The following is a 16,193-nucleotide window of genomic DNA, read 5'->3' as shown; positions in this document are numbered from 1 at the left end:
GTCGAAACCCCCGTTGGCTCACTATGGACAACGACACTGCGTCACGCCGCCAGGTGCCGGGAGCCCTGACACGAGGCCCGTGCGGCCCTTGTTCGCCGTCTGCTTGTCGGCCGTGTGCTTGGCTTTGGTCGGGTAGTTGAGGCCGCCCGGGCCTCGTCTCACGTCTCCCTGCACTGGTCTGCCTGTGGCGTGGTCCATTCCGTGCGGGTGCCGTCAGGGCGGCCCTGGCTCGGGTCTGCTTCAGGCGGGTTCTTCTGGGTGTCCCTCGGGCTGGGCATCCCTGCGCCCAGCCGCCCTGCCGTCCCCCACCCTCGCTGTCAGGCTCCGGCAGGCCTGCCCCTTCCGACGCAGGTTGAGCCGCGCCGAGCCGCCCCTTCCGCTGGTTGAGCCGCGCCGAGCCGCCTGCGGCTCAGCGCGTGTCGAAACCATCTCGCGCACGGTGCTGGGACTGCTGCGACCTCAAGGGTTGCCGGTTCGCTCGTCGACCCCGCTGGGTCCGGGTCACGCCGTCGGTGCCGGGAGCCCTGACACGAGGCCCGTGCGGCCCTTGTCCGCCGTCTGCTTGTTGGCCGCGTGTTGGTCGCGGGTCGGGTAGTTGAGGCCGCCCGGGCCTCGTCCCACGTCTCCCGTCACTGGTGTGCCTGTGGCGTGGTCGGGTCCGGGCGGGTGCCGGCAGGGCGGCCCGGGCTCGAGCCTGCTTCAGGCGGGTTCTTCTGGGTGCCCCTCGGGCTGGGCATCCCTGCGCCCAGCCGCCCTGCCGTCCCCCGCCCTCGCTGACACCTCACGTCCCGCCGTCGACACCGTGGCCCCCTACCGGTGGCACGACACGCCGCGCGAATCGCACCTCGGTGCCCTATACGCACCCGACCACCGATCCCGACGGCGTGTCGTGCACACCCCACCCGCCGGACTCCCGCCCCGGGGCAGGCGTCCCCGCCGTCGTCGGCCCGGAGCCCGTGGCACGACACGCCGTGTGAATCGGCCCTCGGTGCTCTATGTGTACCCGAACACCGATCCCGACGGCGTGTCGTGCACCCACCCATCCGTCAGTCTGGGGCGGCAGTCCCGACGCCATGGCCGATGAACGCGAGGGTGTGCGCCACGACGGTGTCCTTGGGCGCGCCGTCCGCCAGCGCCCGGTAGGCGGCGCTGAGCACGCCACCGATCAGTTGCGCGGTGAGTTCGGGACGCTCGTCTCCGAGTTCGGCGAGGTCCTGCCGCAGCGGTTCGAACTGCCGCTGGTGCAGCGCCGCGACGTGCGCCCGGCACTCGGCCGGCAGCGATGCGGGGTCGAGCGCCGCGAGCGACCGGTGCGTGGCCTCCATGGAGGTGTCGAGCGCCGAGCGGACGAACTCCTCGATCCGTGCCGTCGGCGTGGGCGCCGCGTCGCGGGTCCGCGCGAGATGTTCGGCGGCAGAAGCCGCGAGGTCGTTGACCACGGCGGCCAGGAGCGCCGGGGCCGAGTCGAAGTACTGGTACACGCTGGAGCGCGCAAGGCCGGCCGCGGCTCCCACCGCGCCCAGGGTCACGCCGTCGACGCCCTGCTCGGCGAGGAGCTCAGCGCCGGCGGCCAGGAGCGTGGCGCGTTTGCGGCTGTGGTGTTCGGCGACGGTGGGAGCGTCGATCCTGGGCATCTCAACCTTCCTTCGTGCCCGTCGGGACGGGGGTTTGTTCTCGACGATGGTGTCGGTATGATGCCGACATGACTGTCGGTAAGTTTACCTCAGAGGACACGGACCCGTCGGCGGAGCCGCACCCTCATCCGCATCGGTGGCTGGCGCTGGCCGCAGTGGCGCTGGGCGTCTCCGTGATCATCATGGACGCGACGGTGGTCAACGTCGCGCTTCCCGTGGTGATCGAGGACCTCCAGCTGACCTCAACCCAGGCGGAGTGGATGAACGCCGTCTACTCCTTGATGCTGGCCGCGCTCCTGTTGACGGTCGGGCGGGTGGGCGACCTCTACGGCCGGCGCAAGCTCTTCGGGATCGGCATGGTGATCTTCATGCTGGGCAGCCTCGGCGCCGGCTTCGCGAGCGACGGCAACGTCCTCATCGCGGCCCGCGTCCTCCAGGGGATCGGCGCGGCGGCCATCCTGCCCGCGACGCTCTCGACCCTCAACGCGATGTTCCGTGGGCGCGCGCGTGCGATCGCCTTCGCGGTCTGGGGCTCGACGATCGGTGGCATGGCCGCCGTCGGCCCGCTGCTCGGGGGGTGGCTCGCCACGAACTGGACGTGGCGGTGGGCCTTCTGGCTCAACCTGCCCGTCGGCCTGGTGGTCCTGCTGGCGATCATCCTGTGGGTGCCCGAGTCCCGTGACACCTCGGGCCCCCGCGGACTCGACGTGGGCGGGGCCGTGCTGTCGGCCCTGGGCATGGGCGGCATCGTGTTCGCCCTCATCGAGGGGCAGACCTACGGCTGGTGGCGCCAGGACTCTGGCCAGATCTCTCCGGTGCCGATCGTGATGGCCCTCGGGCTGGCCCTCATGGTGGTCTTCGTGCTGCTTCAGCAGGCGCGGGCGCGCAGCGGCAAGGTGGTCCTGGTGGACCTCCGCCTGCTCAGCGTGCGGTCGTTCCGGTACGGGTCGATCGCCGCCCTCGTGGTGGCGCTCGGCGAGTTCGGGCTGCTCTTCACGTTGCCCCTTCTGCTGCAGAACTCGCTCGGCTACACCGCGCTGGGGACCGGGTGGCTGATCATGGCGCTCGCGGTGGGCACCTTCCTCATCTCCGGCGCCACACCGCAGCTGACCGCGCGCCTCGGAGGCCGTGCCGTCGTGCGGATCGGCTTGGGGGTCGAGGCGTTCGCGGTGGCAGGGCTGGCGCTCACGCTGTCGGCCGACATCAGCGGCTGGCTGATCGCCACGTGGCTGTTCCTCTACGGCATGGGCGTGGGCATGGCCACGGCCCAGTTGACCAGCGTCATCCTGGCCGAGATCCCCGTCGCGGAATCGGGTCAGGCCTCCGGCCTGCAGAGCACGTTCCGCCAGCTGGGCTCGGCTCTCGGCGTGGCGCTGCTCGGCAGCCTTCTGCTGGCTTCTCTGGGCACGTCGACGGCCAACAACCTGGAGGAGGCCGGCCTGCCGGATGCGGCCTCGACGCCGATCGTCGAGGTGGTCACCAACTCCGCCGGTGCCGTCATCCCGTCGCTCAAGGCCGATCCGGCCACCGCCGCCGCCGGCGACGCGGCCTCCGCGGCCATGATCACGGCGAGCAGGATCACCACGGGGGTGGCGGCGGCCATCATCGGTCTCGGTCTGGCCGCCACCTGGGCGCTGCCCAACGTCCCCGCGACCCCTCCGCAGGCACCGGCACCGGGCGGCGAGCCCGGCGGCGAGGCGCCGAGCCGACGGGGAGGGCGTCGCAAGGGCTGACCGACAGAGCGCACTCCGCGGGGCCGGCGCGGCGCGCCGGCGCTCCGCCGAGGCGCTCACCCTCCGCCCGTGAGCCGCCACGACGGTGAGGTCAGGCGGGCAGGCGGTTGCGCTGCGCCTCGGTGCGGTGGAGCAGCTCGCCGGCCTTCGGGACGACGAGCGTGTCCGGGTCCGCCTCGAATGCGTCGAGGTCCACATCCGCCGGGTCGAGGTAGTTCAGGTTGATCCCCTCGACCACCTCCCGCGGGATCCCCGTGGCGAGAGTGACAGTCACCCGGTTGGTCTCGACTCCGGTGGCCGGGTCGTAGTCGCCCAGCCCCCGGAGGTGCGTCGAGTGGGCCAGCTCGCCCCAGGGGTGGCCCTTGAACCGGTCCCACTGGCCGACGAAGTACTGCCGGTTGTGGTACCCGATCTCCTCGATCCCGGGATGCATGACGGAGACCTGCGTGATGTGGGGGGCGTAGATGATCAGCTCCCCGCCGTCGGCGACCACCGGCTCCATCTTGTAGAAGCCCTTCGCGCCGGTCCACATGTCCTCGTACATCGTCGGGATGATCGAGACCACCCGCTTGTACGCCTTCGGCACGTACTTGACGTGCACCTGGGCCGATACCTCCGCGCACGCCTCCCACGAGGAGCGGGTGTCGCCGAACGCCAGGAACTGGAGGTCGTCGGAGCCGGGCTTGACGATCATGCCGAGCAGCAGCTTCGTCGACGGGATGAGCTCGGCCGCCGCGTCGATCATCTGCCGCACCGGGGTGATCCCGACGCTGCCGATCATCTCGTAGCTGGTGATCAGCGCGCCCACCCAGTGGGACATGTCGATGACGTCGTGGCCGGAGAGCCCCGGGAAGAAGTACTTGTTGCCGCCCGAGATGCCCACCACCTCGTGCGGGAGGACCGGCCCGAGCACCAGAGAGATGTCGGTGTCGACCACCATTCTGTTGACCAGCACGGTCATCGCGCGGTCGGTGAGCCGGCCGTCTGTGAGCTCGCCGATGCGGGAGGCCTCGATGGTGCCGAGGTCGGCGAAGCTGTCGTCGTTGCGCCAGTCGTGGTTGAAGATCTCCCACCCGGGGAACTCGTCGGCGAAGTGGCCGGGCTCGTAGCCCATGAGGGCCGCGATGGCGGTCTCCGACATGTAGTCGTGGGTGCCGAGCGCGATCACCACCCGGACGTCCTTCGGCCGCGACCCCAGCGCGTCGCGGATGAGATGGGACAGCATCGCGATGGGCGCGTGGCGGGTGCCGTCCGGCACCACCAGCGTGACGCGTTTGCCGTCGAAGTCGTAGGCGCCGATGGCGTCGGCGACGAAGCGCCGGATCTCATCGTCGGTCAGGGTGCTCTGCGCGCCGCCGACGGTGGCGGCCGGGGCGACGCCCGGGTACAGCTTGGTCATGGCTCAGCCTAACTCTCGTGGATGTGCGAACCCCCGGGTCCGGAGAACCGGACCCGGGGGAGTGGAGCAGGTGAGGCTCAGGCCTCGACCTCGGGGCGCCCCTCGGTGGCCCAGAGGGTGTGGAAGGTGCCCTCGAGGTCGATCCGGCGGTAGGTGTGCGCGCCGAAGAAGTCGCGCTGGCCCTGGATGAGGGCGGCGGGGAGCCGGTCCGCGCGGACGCCGTCGTAGTAGGACAGCGAGGACGAGAACACCGGCACCGGCACGCCGTGCAGCGCGGACTGGCTGACCACCCGGCGCCAGGCCGGGAGGGTGGCCACGATCTTGCCGTAGAAGTAGCCGTCGCCGATCAGCAGGGGCAGCTCGGGGCTGGCGGTGTAGGCGCGGGTGATCTCGCCCAGGAACTGGGCGCGGATGATGCAGCCGCCGCGCCAGATGCGGGCCAGCTCGCCCAGGTTGATCTCCCAGCCGTAGGTGGCCGCCGCGGCCTGGATCATGTTGAAGCCCTGCGAGTAGGCCACCAGCTTCGACGCGTACAGCGCCTGGCGGACGTCCTCGATGAAGGCGTCGCGGTCGGCCACGTCCCAGGCGGAGGCGCCGCCGTCGAAGTTGCGGGCGGCGAGCCGCTGCTCGACCGACGACGAGAGGCCGCGCGCGAAGGTGGCCTCGCCGATGCCGGTCACGGGGACGCCCAGGTCCAGGGCGGTCTGGACGGTCCAGGAGCCGGTGCCCTTCTGGCCGGCTCGGTCGACGATGACGTCGACGAGCGCCTGGCCGGTGGTGGCGTCCTTGTGGCGGAGCACCTCGACGCTGACCTCCATGAGGTAGGAGTCGAGGTCGCCGGTGTTCCACTCGGCGAAGATGTCGGCGATCTCGGCGGGGCTGAGGTCCAGCGCGCGGCGCAGCAGGTCGTAGGCCTCGCCGATCACCTGCATGTCGGCGTACTCGATGCCGTTGTGCACCATCTTGACGAAGTGTCCGGCGCCGTCGGAGCCGACGTGGACGCAGCAGGGCTGGCCGTCCACCTGGGCGGCGATCGACTCGAACATGGGGCCGAGGCGGGTGTAGGACTCCACGGAGCCGCCGGGCATGATCGACGGGCCCCACAGGGCGCCCTCCTCGCCGCCGGAGACGCCGGCGCCGACGAAGTGCAGGCCGCGCTCGCGCAGGGCGGCCTCGCGGCGGCGGGTGTCGGAGAACAGGGAGTTGCCGCAGTCGACGATGATGTCGCCCTTGTCCATGCGGGAGGCGAGCTCCTCGATGACGGCGTCGGTGGCGGGGCCGGCGGCCACCATGATGATGGCGACGCGGGGGCTGCTCAGGGAGGCCACGAAGTCGTCCATGGTCTCGGCGGGGATGAAGGTGCCCTCGGTGCCGTGGGCGTCCATGACTGCCTCGGTCTTGGCGGCGCTGCGGTTGTGGATGGCCACCTTGTGGCCGTTGCGGGCGAGGTTCCGGGCCAGGTTCGAGCCCATGACCCCCATTCCTGTGACGCCGATGTCTGCGGTGGACGGGGTCGGGGTGGCGAGTGCCATCGATGCTCCTTTGGGTCGTGTGCCCCCTCAGGATGACCCGCGGGGCGGGCCGCGCGACAAGTGTTGCCAGTTGTTGCATGGCTGGGGGCGCCCGCGTGGCAACTCGGGAGGCGGCCGCACGCTCGGCTGAGCGTGGCAACAAACGGCAACCACGAGGTCCCGGGGGTGGTCCGGACGTAGCGTGAAGACACCAGCAACGTAGCAAGGAGCAATCATCATGGTGGACCTCAAGGCCACGCCCTTCAACCTCGACGACGAGGCAATCGAGTGGGTGCGCAGCACCATTGAGGAGATGACCGACGAGGAGAAGATCGGTCAGCTCTTCGTCAACATGGGAGCCCAGCGGACCGAGGAGTACCTCACCGGGGTGCTCGACACCTACCACATCGGGGCCGTCCGCTACGTCCCCGCCCCCGCCGCCGAGGTGTGGGAGCAGAACCACATCCTGCAGACCAAGTCCAAGATCCCGATGCTCATCGCCGCCAACACCGAGGCCGGCGGCAACGGCGCCGCCACCGACGGCACGTACGTTGGGTGGGAGGCCAAGATCGGCAACACCGGCGACGCGAAGTACGCCTACGAGATGGGCCGCATCTCCGGCGTCGAGGCCGCGGCCATCGGCTGCAACTGGTCGTTCGCGCCCATCGTCGACATCTACCGCAACTGGCGCAACCCCATCGTGTCGCGGCGGGCCTTCGGCGGCGACGTCGACATGGTCCTGGAGATGAGCCTCGCTTACATGAAGGGCATCCAGGAGTCCGGCATCGCCCCGGCCGCCAAGCACTGGCCCGGCGACGGCATCGACGAGCGCGACCAGCACCTCTCGCACGCCCCCAACTACCTGTCCACCGACGAGTGGGACGCCACGTTCGGCAAGCTCTACAAGGGCCTCATCGACGCCGGCCTCCCGTCGCTGATGACCGGCCACATCGCGCTGCCCGCCTACCAGAAGCACTTCAACCCCGACATGACCGACGAGGACATCCTGCCGGCCACCCTGTCGAAGGAGATCAACACCAAGCTCCTGCGCGAGAAGCTGGGCTTCAACGGCGTCGTCGTCACCGACGCGAGCCACATGGTGGGCCTCACCGGCGCCATGAAGCGCTCCGACATCCTCCCCACCGCCATCGAGGCCGGCTGCGACCTGTTCCTGTTCTTCAACGATCCCGACGAGGACTTCGGCTGGATGATGGAGGGCTGGAAGTCCGGCAAGCTCTCCGACGAGCGCCTCCACGAGGCCCTGACCCGCATCCTCGGCCTCAAGGCGATGCTGGGCCTGCACGCCCGCAAGCGCGAGGAGCTCCTCCCGCCGAAGGAGGTGGCCATGGCCCGCATCGGCCTGCCGGAGAGCAAGGAGATGGCCAAGGAGGTCGCCGACCGCGCCATCACGCTGGTCAAGCACAAGCAGCCCGAGAACCTCCCCATCTCCACGGAGAAGTTCAAGCGGATCCTCGTGGTGCCGATCGGCGCCGCGCCCAGCCCCTTCGCGATGATGGCCGGCGGCGCCGGCGAGCACCCGGCGGACAAGATCGTCGCCAAGCTGCGCGAGCGCGGCTACGACGCGGACCGCTACGAGTCCCAGCTGGACAAGGTGAAGGGCAAGTCCCCCGACGAGACCAGGGCGATCCTGCAGAACGCCTACGCGGGCAAGTCGCCGATCTCGGACCTCACCGACAACTACGACCTCGTGCTCTCCGTGGCCAACGTCAACGGCCTCGGCCAGGCCGTCGAGCGCCCCTACTGGCCCGGCACCAAGGGCACCCTCGACATGCCGTGGTACGTCCACGAGCTGCCCACCATCCTGGTGTCGACGGCGTCGCCCAACCTCCTGGCCGACATGCCGCAGGTCAAGACGTTCATCAACGCCTTCGACGACCACGACTTCAACCTCGACGTCCTGCTGGACAAGATGGAGGGCAAGAGCGAGTTCAAGGGCACCTCCGCCACCGAGATGTTCCCCTTCCCCGACTCCCGGATCTGAGGACCCCCACATGACAGAGAAGATGCCGGAGCGGGCCCAGGTCCTGCTCGACTTCCAGCCCACCAAGGGTTTCTTCGTCGGGATCGACTCCGACGGCTGCGCCATGGACGCCATGGACATCAAGCACCAGGAGTGCTTCACGCCCTCCTACATCAAGTACTTCGACCTGCAGGCCGCGTCCACCCTGGTGCGCGAGACCGCCCTGTTCGTCAACCTGCACTCCACCACCCGCGGCCAGAACCGCTGGGTGGCGCTGGCCAGGCTGTTCGAGCTGCTCAGGCAACGGCCCGAGGTGCTGGAGCGCGGCGTGAAGGTGCCCGAGGGCGTCGAGCTGCAGAGGTTCCTCGATTCGGGCTACCCCCGCTCGGACCGCGGGATCGCGGAGTTCGCCGAGGCCCACCCGTCGGCCGAGATCGCCCAGTGCATCGCGTGGGGCAAGGGCGTCAACGAGCTGATCGCCTGGATGGTGCACGGCTGCGCCCCCTTCCCGGGCGTGCGGGAGGCCATCGAGGCGATGCAGGACGACGTGGACTGCATGACGGTGTCGGCCACCCCGATGGAGGCACTCGAGCGTGAGTGGCACGAGCACGACCTCGCGAAGTACATGAAGGTGGTCGCCGGGCAGGAGATGGGCTCGAAGGCCCAGCACGTGCACTGGGCCGCCAAGGGCAAGTACGACGACGACCACATCATGCTGATCGGCGACGCCCCAGGAGACCGCGACAGCGCCTTCTCCGAGGGGGTGCTGTTCTACCCGATCATGCCCGGCAGCGAGGCTGAGTCCTGGCGCCGGTTCCGCGAGGAGGCGCTGCCCAGGTTCCTGGGTGGCACCTACCGCGGGGAGTACATGGACTCGCTGGTGGCCGAGTTCGAGGCGCTGCTGCCGGAGCTTCCGGCGTGGACGACCCTCTGAGGGTCTGAGTTTCAGGCGGGCTCGTCGTCGCGGGTGATCAACCCCGCGGCGGCGAGCCCGTTCAGCTGTGCCTCGACGGCCTCGGCGAGATCCCCCTCTGGAGGGGCTCCGAACTCGTGTTCGAGGGCCTCGGTCAGCTGGGCCTGGCTGCGCGGTCCGTCCTCCAGCAGCTGCAGGACGACGGTGGCCACCGGGCCCAGGCGGAGCACCTTGTCATCGACGAGTACCAGCGACTCGCCGTCGACGGCGAGGAGGTCGGTGACGGGTTCCCGGCGGATCATGCCCCGGTCGTGAGCTGACGTCTCCGGGATCATCTCCGGTTCCATGCTCATGCGAGTCCCTCCAACCTGTCGGTGCACCACTGGAGGATCTGGTGGCCCTCGCCGTACTCGACGAGCGTGCACCCGGCCCGGCTGTGCACGTCGGCCATGAGGTGCAGCGGCTCGGGCAGCTTCGACAGCGACGACGTCTCCGGGGCGATCATGGTGAGCGCGTCGAGGACGGGCAGCGGGGTGAACGTGGCGCTCTCCCGGTCCGGGGTCCGCCGCAGCACCACGAGATCCGCGAGCACCGGGACCTCCGGTGCGGGGAGCAGCGACAGGTCGTCGGGGGAGTTCTCGCGCTTCGGGTGGCCGTGATCCGGGGCGAGAGTGATGGGCTTGGGGTAGGGGTGGATGCGCAGCGTGTCCGGGCTGATCCCCACCGTCTCGTCGGAGAGGTAGCCGTAGCGCTTGCCGAGGCGACGGGTGAGCGTGGACTTGCCCGTGCCGCCGGGGGCGACGAAGACCAGCGCGCGCCCGGTGCCCCGGTGGGCGACGGAGCCGGCGTGGAACATGAGCAGCTCACCCGCGCGGGCCGCGATGAACGCCTGGGTGATCTGCTGCGTGGCGGACTCCTGCGACGAGCCCTTCCTGACCGTCACCTCTGCGCGGGCGGTGGTGTCGGGGGAGAGGCAACGGGCCCAGAGGTGGCGGAAGGCGTCGAGGTCGAGGCCCGACTCGCCGAGGTCCACGGAGATGGTGGTGCCGAGGCCGGCCAGCCTCACCACGGATCCAGGCTCAGTCATCGGAGTTCACCGTCAGGGCCCTCGCCGCCAGATCCTTGAGGTACGCGGCGACGTCCGCCTCGATCTCGGCCGTCGGCGCCCCCGTCGCCTCGCTGACGTCGCGGACGATCTCCTCGGTGGTGGCGCCGTCGAGGACGTCCCAGATGAGGGCGGCCGTGCCGTCCAGGATGACCACCTGCCCGACGGAGGGTGCCGCGGCGATCACGCGGTCGTCGTCGTTGTCCCAGACCACGTCCGGGTGGTGCCGGTGCCTCATCGTCCCCCCGTCCTAGGGTCCCGGCGGGCGGCGAGTTCGCCGAGCAGTCGTCTCCATCGCAGCAGCGTACGCTGAGCCACCTCGCGACGGCTGGGGGCGTGCCCCAGCTCGGCCTCCAGGAGAGAACGGTCGAAGAGCAGCAGCCCCTGGACGACGGCGGCCTTCCTGCCGAGTGTGGTGGCGGAGCGCCAGCGGGCGCGCCACTCGTCCAGGCGGCTGGTGTTGCCGTCGCGGAAGTGCTTCCAGAGCAGGTAGTCGGGGTGGCCGCGGAAGGCCTCCAGGTCACCCACCGCCGCCGCCACCCCGATCTCCGCGCCCAGGTGCCGGGCGAGCGCCAGCACCTCGGCGCGCTCCTCGTCCGTGGCGCGGCCCCAGGCGCGGTCCGTGTCCGGATGGTGCGGCCCGCTGCGGGCCGAGTGCAGGAGGAGGACCAGCCGCTGGGCCGGCACCGACGGCGTGGGACAGGGCACATGCCCGAGAAGGAGGGTGGAGCGGTCCCGCCACAGCTCGTCGAACGCCTCGGGCGCGAGGCCCGGGAAGTGGCGGTGGACGTCGGCGTTGCCGAGGGTGGGATGGAAGATGTTCATGGCGTGCCCGAAGGCCGAGCTGGTGGAGAAGCTGGTCTTGAGAATCCAGCCGTGCCGGGTGGCCTCGTCGAGGAACCGGCGGACGTGCTGCGGGCGGATGAGCAGGTCCGCGTCGGAGCTGTTGCGGGCCACGGTCTCGGTCCGGTCACCCGCGGGGTCCGCGACCGTGCGCCTGTCCAGGAGCTCCGGCGCCACGGCCGGCCCCTTGATGTGGAGGACGTCGGCGCCGGCCTTGTCCGCTATGCGCTGCAGCACGCCGTGGGTCAGGCGGAGGCGGACACCGAGGGAGGGCTCCAGGCTCATGGCAGGGAGTCGAGGTAGCGGCGGAGGCCGGTGGCGCCGTCGACGGGGGTGTAGCCGGTGGCTTTGATCTTGGTGAGGTCGAGGGTGGAGTGGTGGGGGCGTGGGGCGGTGGTCCTGCCGGCGGTGAAGGTGGGGGTGTCGGTGGGGGTGACGTTGCCGGTGGCGTGGCGGGCGTGGAAGACGGTGGTGGCGATGTCGTACCAGGTGGTGGTGGGCCCGTCGGAGGTGAGGTTGTAGGTGCCGGCGGGGGCTGCGGTGGTGAGGAGGTGGAGGGCGGCGGCGGCGAGGTCGTCGGTGAAGGTGAGGCGGCCGTGTTGGTCGTTGACGACGGCGGGGGAGGCGCCGGTGTCGGCGAGGCGGGCCATGGTGCGCACGAAGTTGGGGCCCTCGCCGATGACCCAGCTGGTGCGCAGGATCCAGTGGTGGGGGAGGGTGGCGACGAGGGCGTCGGCGGCGGCCTTGGAGGCGCCGTAGGCGCTGAGCGGGGAGGCGGGTTCGTCCTCGTGGTGGGTTTCTGTGGTGCCGTCGAAGACGTAGTCCGATGAGATGTGGACCAGGGGGAGGCGGTGGCGGCGGGCGGCCGCGACGAGGTTGGCGGTGCCGGTGACGTTGACGCTCCAGCAGGCGGCGCGGCCGTGGGTTTCGGCGGTGTCGACGGCGGTGTAGGCGGCGGCGTTGATGATCGCGGAGGCCTGGTCCCAGGGGTAGGCGGCCACGGCGTCGGGGTCGGTGAGGTCGAGCTGGTGGTGGCCGAGGTGGATGGCGTCGGGGAGGAGCCGGCGCAGCGCGCGGCCGAGTTGACCGTCGGCCCCGGTGACCACCGGGCGGGGCCGGGGCATAGGGCTGACCTGGTGCAGCGGGGGGTGGGTGCGGTCGGCCTCGGAGATGGTGGCGGTGGCCAGCCGGAGGGGCCAGGCGATGGCGGGGTGGTCGAGGTTGGCAAACGTGTACTGGGTTTTCGCGTCGGCGGACCAGTGCTCGTTGACCAGGTAGGAGTAGCAGGTGCCGTCCTCGAGGGCCTGGTAGGCGTTGCCGACGCCGCGGGGGGTGAACACGGCGGTGTCGGGGCCGATCTCGCAGGTCACGACCGTGCCGAAGGTGTCCCCCTCACGCAGGTCCATCCAGGCGCCGAACACGCGGCCGGTGGCCACGGAGACCAGCTTGTCCCACGGCTCGGCGTGGATCCCGCGGGTCACCCCCGCCTTCGCGTTGAAGCTCATGTTCTGCTGCACCGGGCCGAAGTCCGGCAGCCCGGCCGCGGTCATGGTGGCCCGCTGCCAGTTCTCCTTGAACCAGCCCCGCGGGTCCCCGTGGAGGGGGAGGGTGAGGATCAGCAGACCGGGGATGGCCGTGGGCTCCACCGTCAGCGGTGCCATCACTGGCCCTTCGCGGCGTACTTCGCCTCGACGGCGGCCTTCAACGGCCGCCACCACGCCTCGTTGGCCCGGTACCAGTCGATCGTGGCCTGCAGGCCCTGCCGGAAGTCGGTGTAGCGCGGCGCCCAGCCCAGCTCGTCGCGCAGCTTCGACGCGTCGATGGCGTACCGCAGATCGTGCCCGGCCCGGTCCGCGACCTGGTCGAAGGCGTCGCGCGGTTGTCCCATCAGCTCCAGGATCAGCTCGATCACCTGCCGGTTGTTCATCTCCCCGTCGGCGCCGATCAGGTACGTCTCCCCGATCCGGCCATCTTCGAGGATCCGCCACACGGCCGCGTTGTGGTCGTCGACGTGGATCCAGTCCCGCACATTCAACCCCGCCCCGTACAGCTTCGGGCGGATGCCGTCGATCACGTTGGTGATCTGACGCGGGATGAACTTCTCGATGTGCTGCCTGGGCCCGTAGTTGTTCGAGCAGTTGCTGATCGTGGCCCGCACCCCGAACGACCGCACCCACGCCCGCACCAGATGATCAGAGGCCGCCTTCGACGCCGAATACGGACTCGACGGGTTGTACGCCGTCGACGGGGTGAATCGGGCCGGGTCGTCGAGCTCCAGGTCCCCGTACACCTCATCGGTGGAGATGTGATGCAGCCGCTTGTCATGCTGCCGCACGGCCTGCAGGACGTGGAACGTGCCCATGATGTTGGTCTCCACGAAGACCCCAGGCCCCTCGAGGGAGTTGTCGTTGTGGGACTCGGCCGCGAAATGCACCACCGTGTCATGCCCGGCCACCAACTCGCCCACCAGCACGGGATCAGTCACCGACCCCTCCACCAGCCGCACCCGCGCCGGATCCACCCCGGCCAAATTCGCCACATTGCCCGCATACGTCAACGCGTCCAACACCGTGACCGACACATCCGTGTTGCCCACCAACCAGTGCACGAAATTGCTGCCGATGAACCCGGCTCCCCCAGTGACCAGAATCCTCTTCACCCCTGGGAGCCTACCGGTCAACCACCCGGCCGCCCCACCTCCGCCGCAGGCATCCCCGCCGCGTCCCCGCACGGGCCGACGGTGTGCCAAGGTGGGTGCCATGCGGGGGATCATTCTTGCCGGCGGGACCGGCTCCAGGCTTCATCCGATCACGCTCGGCACCAGCAAGCAGCTGATGCCCGTCTACGACAAACCCATGATCTACTACCCGCTCGCCACGCTGATCTTCGCCGGCATCCGCGAGGTCCTGATCATCACCACCCCCCACGAGGCCGACGCGTTCCACCACCTCCTCGGCGACGGCGAACAGTTCGGGGTTGAGTTCACCTTCGCCGTCCAACCCGAACCCAAAGGCCTGGCCCAGGCGTTCACCATCGGCGCCGACTTCGTCGCAGGCGAACCCTCCTGCCTCATCCTCGGCGACAACATCTTCTCAGGCCCCGGCCTCGGCACCAGACTCATCGAACGCACCCGCTCCATCGACGGCGCCCTCATCTTCGGCTACCAGGTCGCCGACCCCACCGCCTACGGCGTCGTCGAAGTCGACCCATCCGGCCTCGCGGTCTCCATCGAGGAGAAACCCACCCACCCCAAATCCCACTGGGCCGTGCCCGGCCTCTACTTCTACGACCACCACGTCGTCGACATCGCCACCAACCTCGCCCCCTCCCCACGAGGCGAATACGAGATCACCGACATCAACCGCGCCTACCTCGACCAAGGCCGCCTCAACGTCGACCTCCTCCCCCGCGGCACCGCCTGGCTCGACACCGGCACCTTCGACTCCCTCAACGACGCCAGCAACTTCGTCCGCACCCTCCAAGCCCGCCAAGGCCTCCAGGTCGGCTGCCCCGAAGAAGCCGCATGGCGACGCGGCTTTCTCACCGACGACGACCTCGCCGAAAGAGCACAGCGCTACGACAAATCCGGCTACGGCACCTACCTCCGCGGCCTCCTGCCCCGCTGAGAGGCGGTCAGTAGGCCCCGCGGGAACTCAGCACGGCGCGGAAGGTGCGCAGGAGGATCACGAGGTCCTGCAGCATCGACCAGTTGTCCACGTAGTAGAGGTCCAGCCTCACGGTGTCGTCCCAGTCCAGGTCCGAGCGGCCGGAGACCTGCCACAGGCCAGTCATGCCGGGGCGCACGTCCAGACGGCGGCGGACGTGGGTGCCGTAGGCTGCCACCTCGCGTTCCATGGCCGGCCGAGGGCCGATGAGGCTCATCTCGCCCTTGAGAACGTTGAACAGCTGGGGCAGTTCGTCGATGGAGTAGCGGCGGATGAACCTGCCGATGCGGGTGATGCGTGGGTCCTCGCGGATCTTGAACAGCACGCCGTCGGACTCGTTGGCGTCTTCCAGCTGCTCCAGCCGGATCCGCTCGGCGTCCGGCACCATCGACCGGAACTTGTACAGCTCGAACGGCTCACCCCCGCGGCCGATCCGGCTCTGGTGGAACAGCACCGGGCCCCCGTCGCCAAGCTTGATCAGCAGCGCGGTGACCAGCATGAGGGGCCCGAGCAGGATGAGCAGCGCGAGGCCGACCACCGTGTCGAAGGCGCGCTTCGTGAAGTGGAGGGACCGTTCGGCCTGCGGCTTGCTCACGTGCATGAGCGGCAGCCCGGCCACGGGCGTCACGTTGATGCGCTGGCTGGAGATGTCCGTCATGGCCGGCACCACCACCATCTCCGCGTGGTGCCCTTCCAGGGTGCGGGCCATCTCGTTGAACTCCCGGCCGCGGCGCACGGAGCCTGTGGTGAAGATCACCGCGCGGGCACCGGTCCGGTCGATCACGCTGATGAGGTCGTCGAGTGAGCCGACTTCCGCGACGTCTCGAGGGTAGGGCCCAACCTCGATCACCTCCTCCTCAGGCGGGGCGACGATGCCCACCGGGGTGTAGCCGAGCCAGGTCTCGCGGTGAAGGACCGCGACCACGTCGTCGACCGCCCCCTGGTCTCCGACGACGAGCGTGGGGAGGCAGAACCGCCCGCCGCGCCGCAGCGCCTGCAGGATCCTCCGGGCCGTCAGCCGGCCGAGGAGCAGCGTGGGGATGCCGATGGCCACCAGGATGGCGACGAACCCGCGCGAGAGTGGGTAGTTGAAGATGAAGGCGAAGAAGCCCAGTGCGAGGAGGAAGAACATCGACGAGTTGAACACCTGGCGGTATTCGATGACTCCGAAGCCCCAGTGCCGGGGCCGGTAGGCGCCTCCGAGTGCCAAGGCGATCAGCCAGCCGATCACGATGAGGGGTGCGACGGGCAGGACGAGCTGGTCTGCGTCGTTGATGCTGCGGAGGAAGGGGACCCAGGTGCGGAGGGCGACCGCGGCGATCGTCGCCATCACGATGAGGGCAGTGTCGAGCGCGACGAGCGCCAAACGGTACGACACGCGCATAGTGGTCCCCAACACCCCCTCGACT

14 protein-coding genes are annotated in these 16,193 nt (G+C 69.9%); 4 read left to right on the top strand and 10 right to left on the bottom strand.

Annotated elements, in window-relative coordinates; genetic code table 11:
• Nucleotides 1-1,046 precede the first annotated feature (1,046 nt).
• Nucleotides 1,047-1,634: a TetR/AcrR family transcriptional regulator gene (locus ACZK5D_RS14705; RefSeq protein WP_458995221.1), complete on the bottom strand. Its 588-nt coding sequence runs from the start codon at nucleotides 1,632-1,634 to the stop codon at nucleotides 1,047-1,049.
• A gap of 68 nt (nucleotides 1,635-1,702) precedes the next feature.
• On the opposite strand from ACZK5D_RS14705, the gene ACZK5D_RS14700 reads away from it, so the two are divergent.
• Entirely contained in the window at nucleotides 1,703-3,367 is a 1,665-nt protein-coding gene (locus ACZK5D_RS14700; protein ID WP_463665812.1) for an MFS transporter, read from the top strand.
• A gap of 91 nt (nucleotides 3,368-3,458) precedes the next feature.
• Here ACZK5D_RS14700 and ACZK5D_RS14695 read toward each other — a convergent pair whose 3' ends face one another.
• Nucleotides 3,459-4,766, bottom strand: coding sequence for a lactate racemase domain-containing protein (locus ACZK5D_RS14695; protein ID WP_463665811.1), 1,308 nt, complete (start codon nucleotides 4,764-4,766; stop codon nucleotides 3,459-3,461).
• 77 nt (nucleotides 4,767-4,843) lie between these two features.
• On the bottom strand, nucleotides 4,844-6,298 hold the full coding sequence (gene gnd, locus ACZK5D_RS14690; protein ID WP_463665810.1) for an NADP-dependent phosphogluconate dehydrogenase: 1,455 nt from the start codon (nucleotides 6,296-6,298) through the stop codon (nucleotides 4,844-4,846).
• A 217-nt stretch (nucleotides 6,299-6,515) separates the two neighbouring features.
• Here gnd and ACZK5D_RS14685 point away from each other — a divergent pair, with 217 nt between their 5' ends.
• Entirely contained in the window at nucleotides 6,516-8,279 is a 1,764-nt protein-coding gene (locus ACZK5D_RS14685) for a glycoside hydrolase family 3 protein (RefSeq protein WP_463665809.1), read from the top strand.
• Between the two features lie 10 nt (nucleotides 8,280-8,289).
• Complete coding sequence (locus tag ACZK5D_RS14680) at nucleotides 8,290-9,192, top strand: HAD family hydrolase (RefSeq protein ID WP_463665808.1); 903 nt, start codon at nucleotides 8,290-8,292, stop codon at nucleotides 9,190-9,192.
• Nucleotides 9,193-9,203: 11 nt separating this feature from the next.
• Here ACZK5D_RS14680 and ACZK5D_RS14675 read toward each other — a convergent pair whose 3' ends face one another.
• The 6 genes from ACZK5D_RS14675 to rfbB are packed head-to-tail and all read right to left on the bottom strand — an operon-like array spanning nucleotide 9,204 to nucleotide 13,778.
• Nucleotides 9,204-9,524 carry a PqqD family protein gene (locus ACZK5D_RS14675; protein WP_463665807.1) on the bottom strand — a complete coding sequence of 107 codons (321 nt, stop codon included), beginning with the start codon at nucleotides 9,522-9,524 and terminating at the stop codon, nucleotides 9,204-9,206.
• Nucleotides 9,521-10,258, bottom strand: a complete 738-nt coding sequence (locus ACZK5D_RS14670) for a hypothetical protein (RefSeq protein WP_458995214.1) — start codon at nucleotides 10,256-10,258, stop codon at nucleotides 9,521-9,523. Before ACZK5D_RS14670 ends, ACZK5D_RS14675 begins: the two co-directional genes overlap by 4 nt.
• Nucleotides 10,251-10,514, bottom strand: coding sequence for a PqqD family protein (locus tag ACZK5D_RS14665; protein ID WP_458995213.1), 264 nt, complete (start codon nucleotides 10,512-10,514; stop codon nucleotides 10,251-10,253). Before ACZK5D_RS14665 ends, ACZK5D_RS14670 begins: the two co-directional genes overlap by 8 nt.
• Nucleotides 10,511-11,404, bottom strand: coding sequence for a nucleotidyltransferase family protein (locus ACZK5D_RS14660; protein ID WP_463665806.1), 894 nt, complete (start codon nucleotides 11,402-11,404; stop codon nucleotides 10,511-10,513). Before ACZK5D_RS14660 ends, ACZK5D_RS14665 begins: the two co-directional genes overlap by 4 nt.
• A complete protein-coding gene (locus ACZK5D_RS14655; RefSeq protein WP_463665805.1) occupies nucleotides 11,401-12,780 on the bottom strand; it encodes a sugar nucleotide-binding protein in 1,380 nt (459 codons plus the stop codon). The genes ACZK5D_RS14660 and ACZK5D_RS14655 overlap by 4 nt, the downstream gene beginning before the upstream one ends.
• Nucleotides 12,780-13,778, bottom strand: a complete 999-nt coding sequence (gene rfbB / locus ACZK5D_RS14650; RefSeq protein ID WP_463665804.1) for a dTDP-glucose 4,6-dehydratase — start codon at nucleotides 13,776-13,778, stop codon at nucleotides 12,780-12,782. The genes ACZK5D_RS14655 and rfbB overlap by 1 nt, the downstream gene beginning before the upstream one ends.
• Before the next feature lie 100 nt (nucleotides 13,779-13,878).
• Here rfbB and rfbA point away from each other — a divergent pair, with 100 nt between their 5' ends.
• Complete coding sequence (rfbA, locus tag ACZK5D_RS14645; RefSeq protein WP_463665803.1) at nucleotides 13,879-14,745, top strand: glucose-1-phosphate thymidylyltransferase RfbA; 867 nt, start codon at nucleotides 13,879-13,881, stop codon at nucleotides 14,743-14,745.
• Nucleotides 14,746-14,752: 7 nt separating this feature from the next.
• Here rfbA and ACZK5D_RS14640 read toward each other — a convergent pair whose 3' ends face one another.
• Nucleotides 14,753-16,162 (bottom strand): sugar transferase, encoded by a 1,410-nt coding sequence (locus ACZK5D_RS14640; protein ID WP_463665802.1) that lies wholly within the window; start codon nucleotides 16,160-16,162, stop codon nucleotides 14,753-14,755.
• Nucleotides 16,163-16,193 lie beyond the last annotated feature (31 nt).

This window comes from Tessaracoccus yangjingae (assembly GCF_055326235.1).
This window is presented reverse-complemented; position numbering and strand designations above follow the sequence as displayed.

Excerpts from the sequence above, each read along its gene's own strand:
- ACZK5D_RS14695 (WP_463665811.1), bottom strand. The coding sequence starts at position 4,766 with ATGACCAAGCTGTACCCGGGCGTCGCCCCGGCCGCCACCGTCGGCGGC.
- ACZK5D_RS14660 (WP_463665806.1), bottom strand. The coding sequence starts at position 11,404 with ATGAGCCTGGAGCCCTCCCTCGGTGTCCGCCTCCGCCTGACCCACGGC.
- ACZK5D_RS14665 (WP_458995213.1), bottom strand. The coding sequence starts at position 10,514 with ATGAGGCACCGGCACCACCCGGACGTGGTCTGGGACAACGACGACGAC.
- ACZK5D_RS14700 (WP_463665812.1), top strand. The coding sequence starts at position 1,703 with ATGACTGTCGGTAAGTTTACCTCAGAGGACACGGACCCGTCGGCGGAG.
- ACZK5D_RS14685 (WP_463665809.1), top strand. The coding sequence starts at position 6,516 with ATGGTGGACCTCAAGGCCACGCCCTTCAACCTCGACGACGAGGCAATC.
- ACZK5D_RS14675 (WP_463665807.1), bottom strand. The coding sequence starts at position 9,524 with ATGAGCATGGAACCGGAGATGATCCCGGAGACGTCAGCTCACGACCGG.
- ACZK5D_RS14680 (WP_463665808.1), top strand. The coding sequence starts at position 8,290 with ATGACAGAGAAGATGCCGGAGCGGGCCCAGGTCCTGCTCGACTTCCAG.
- rfbA (WP_463665803.1), top strand. The coding sequence starts at position 13,879 with ATGCGGGGGATCATTCTTGCCGGCGGGACCGGCTCCAGGCTTCATCCG.
- ACZK5D_RS14705 (WP_458995221.1), bottom strand. The coding sequence starts at position 1,634 with ATGCCCAGGATCGACGCTCCCACCGTCGCCGAACACCACAGCCGCAAA.
- ACZK5D_RS14655 (WP_463665805.1), bottom strand. The coding sequence starts at position 12,780 with ATGGCACCGCTGACGGTGGAGCCCACGGCCATCCCCGGTCTGCTGATC.
- gnd (WP_463665810.1), bottom strand. The coding sequence starts at position 6,298 with ATGGCACTCGCCACCCCGACCCCGTCCACCGCAGACATCGGCGTCACA.
- ACZK5D_RS14670 (WP_458995214.1), bottom strand. The coding sequence starts at position 10,258 with ATGACTGAGCCTGGATCCGTGGTGAGGCTGGCCGGCCTCGGCACCACC.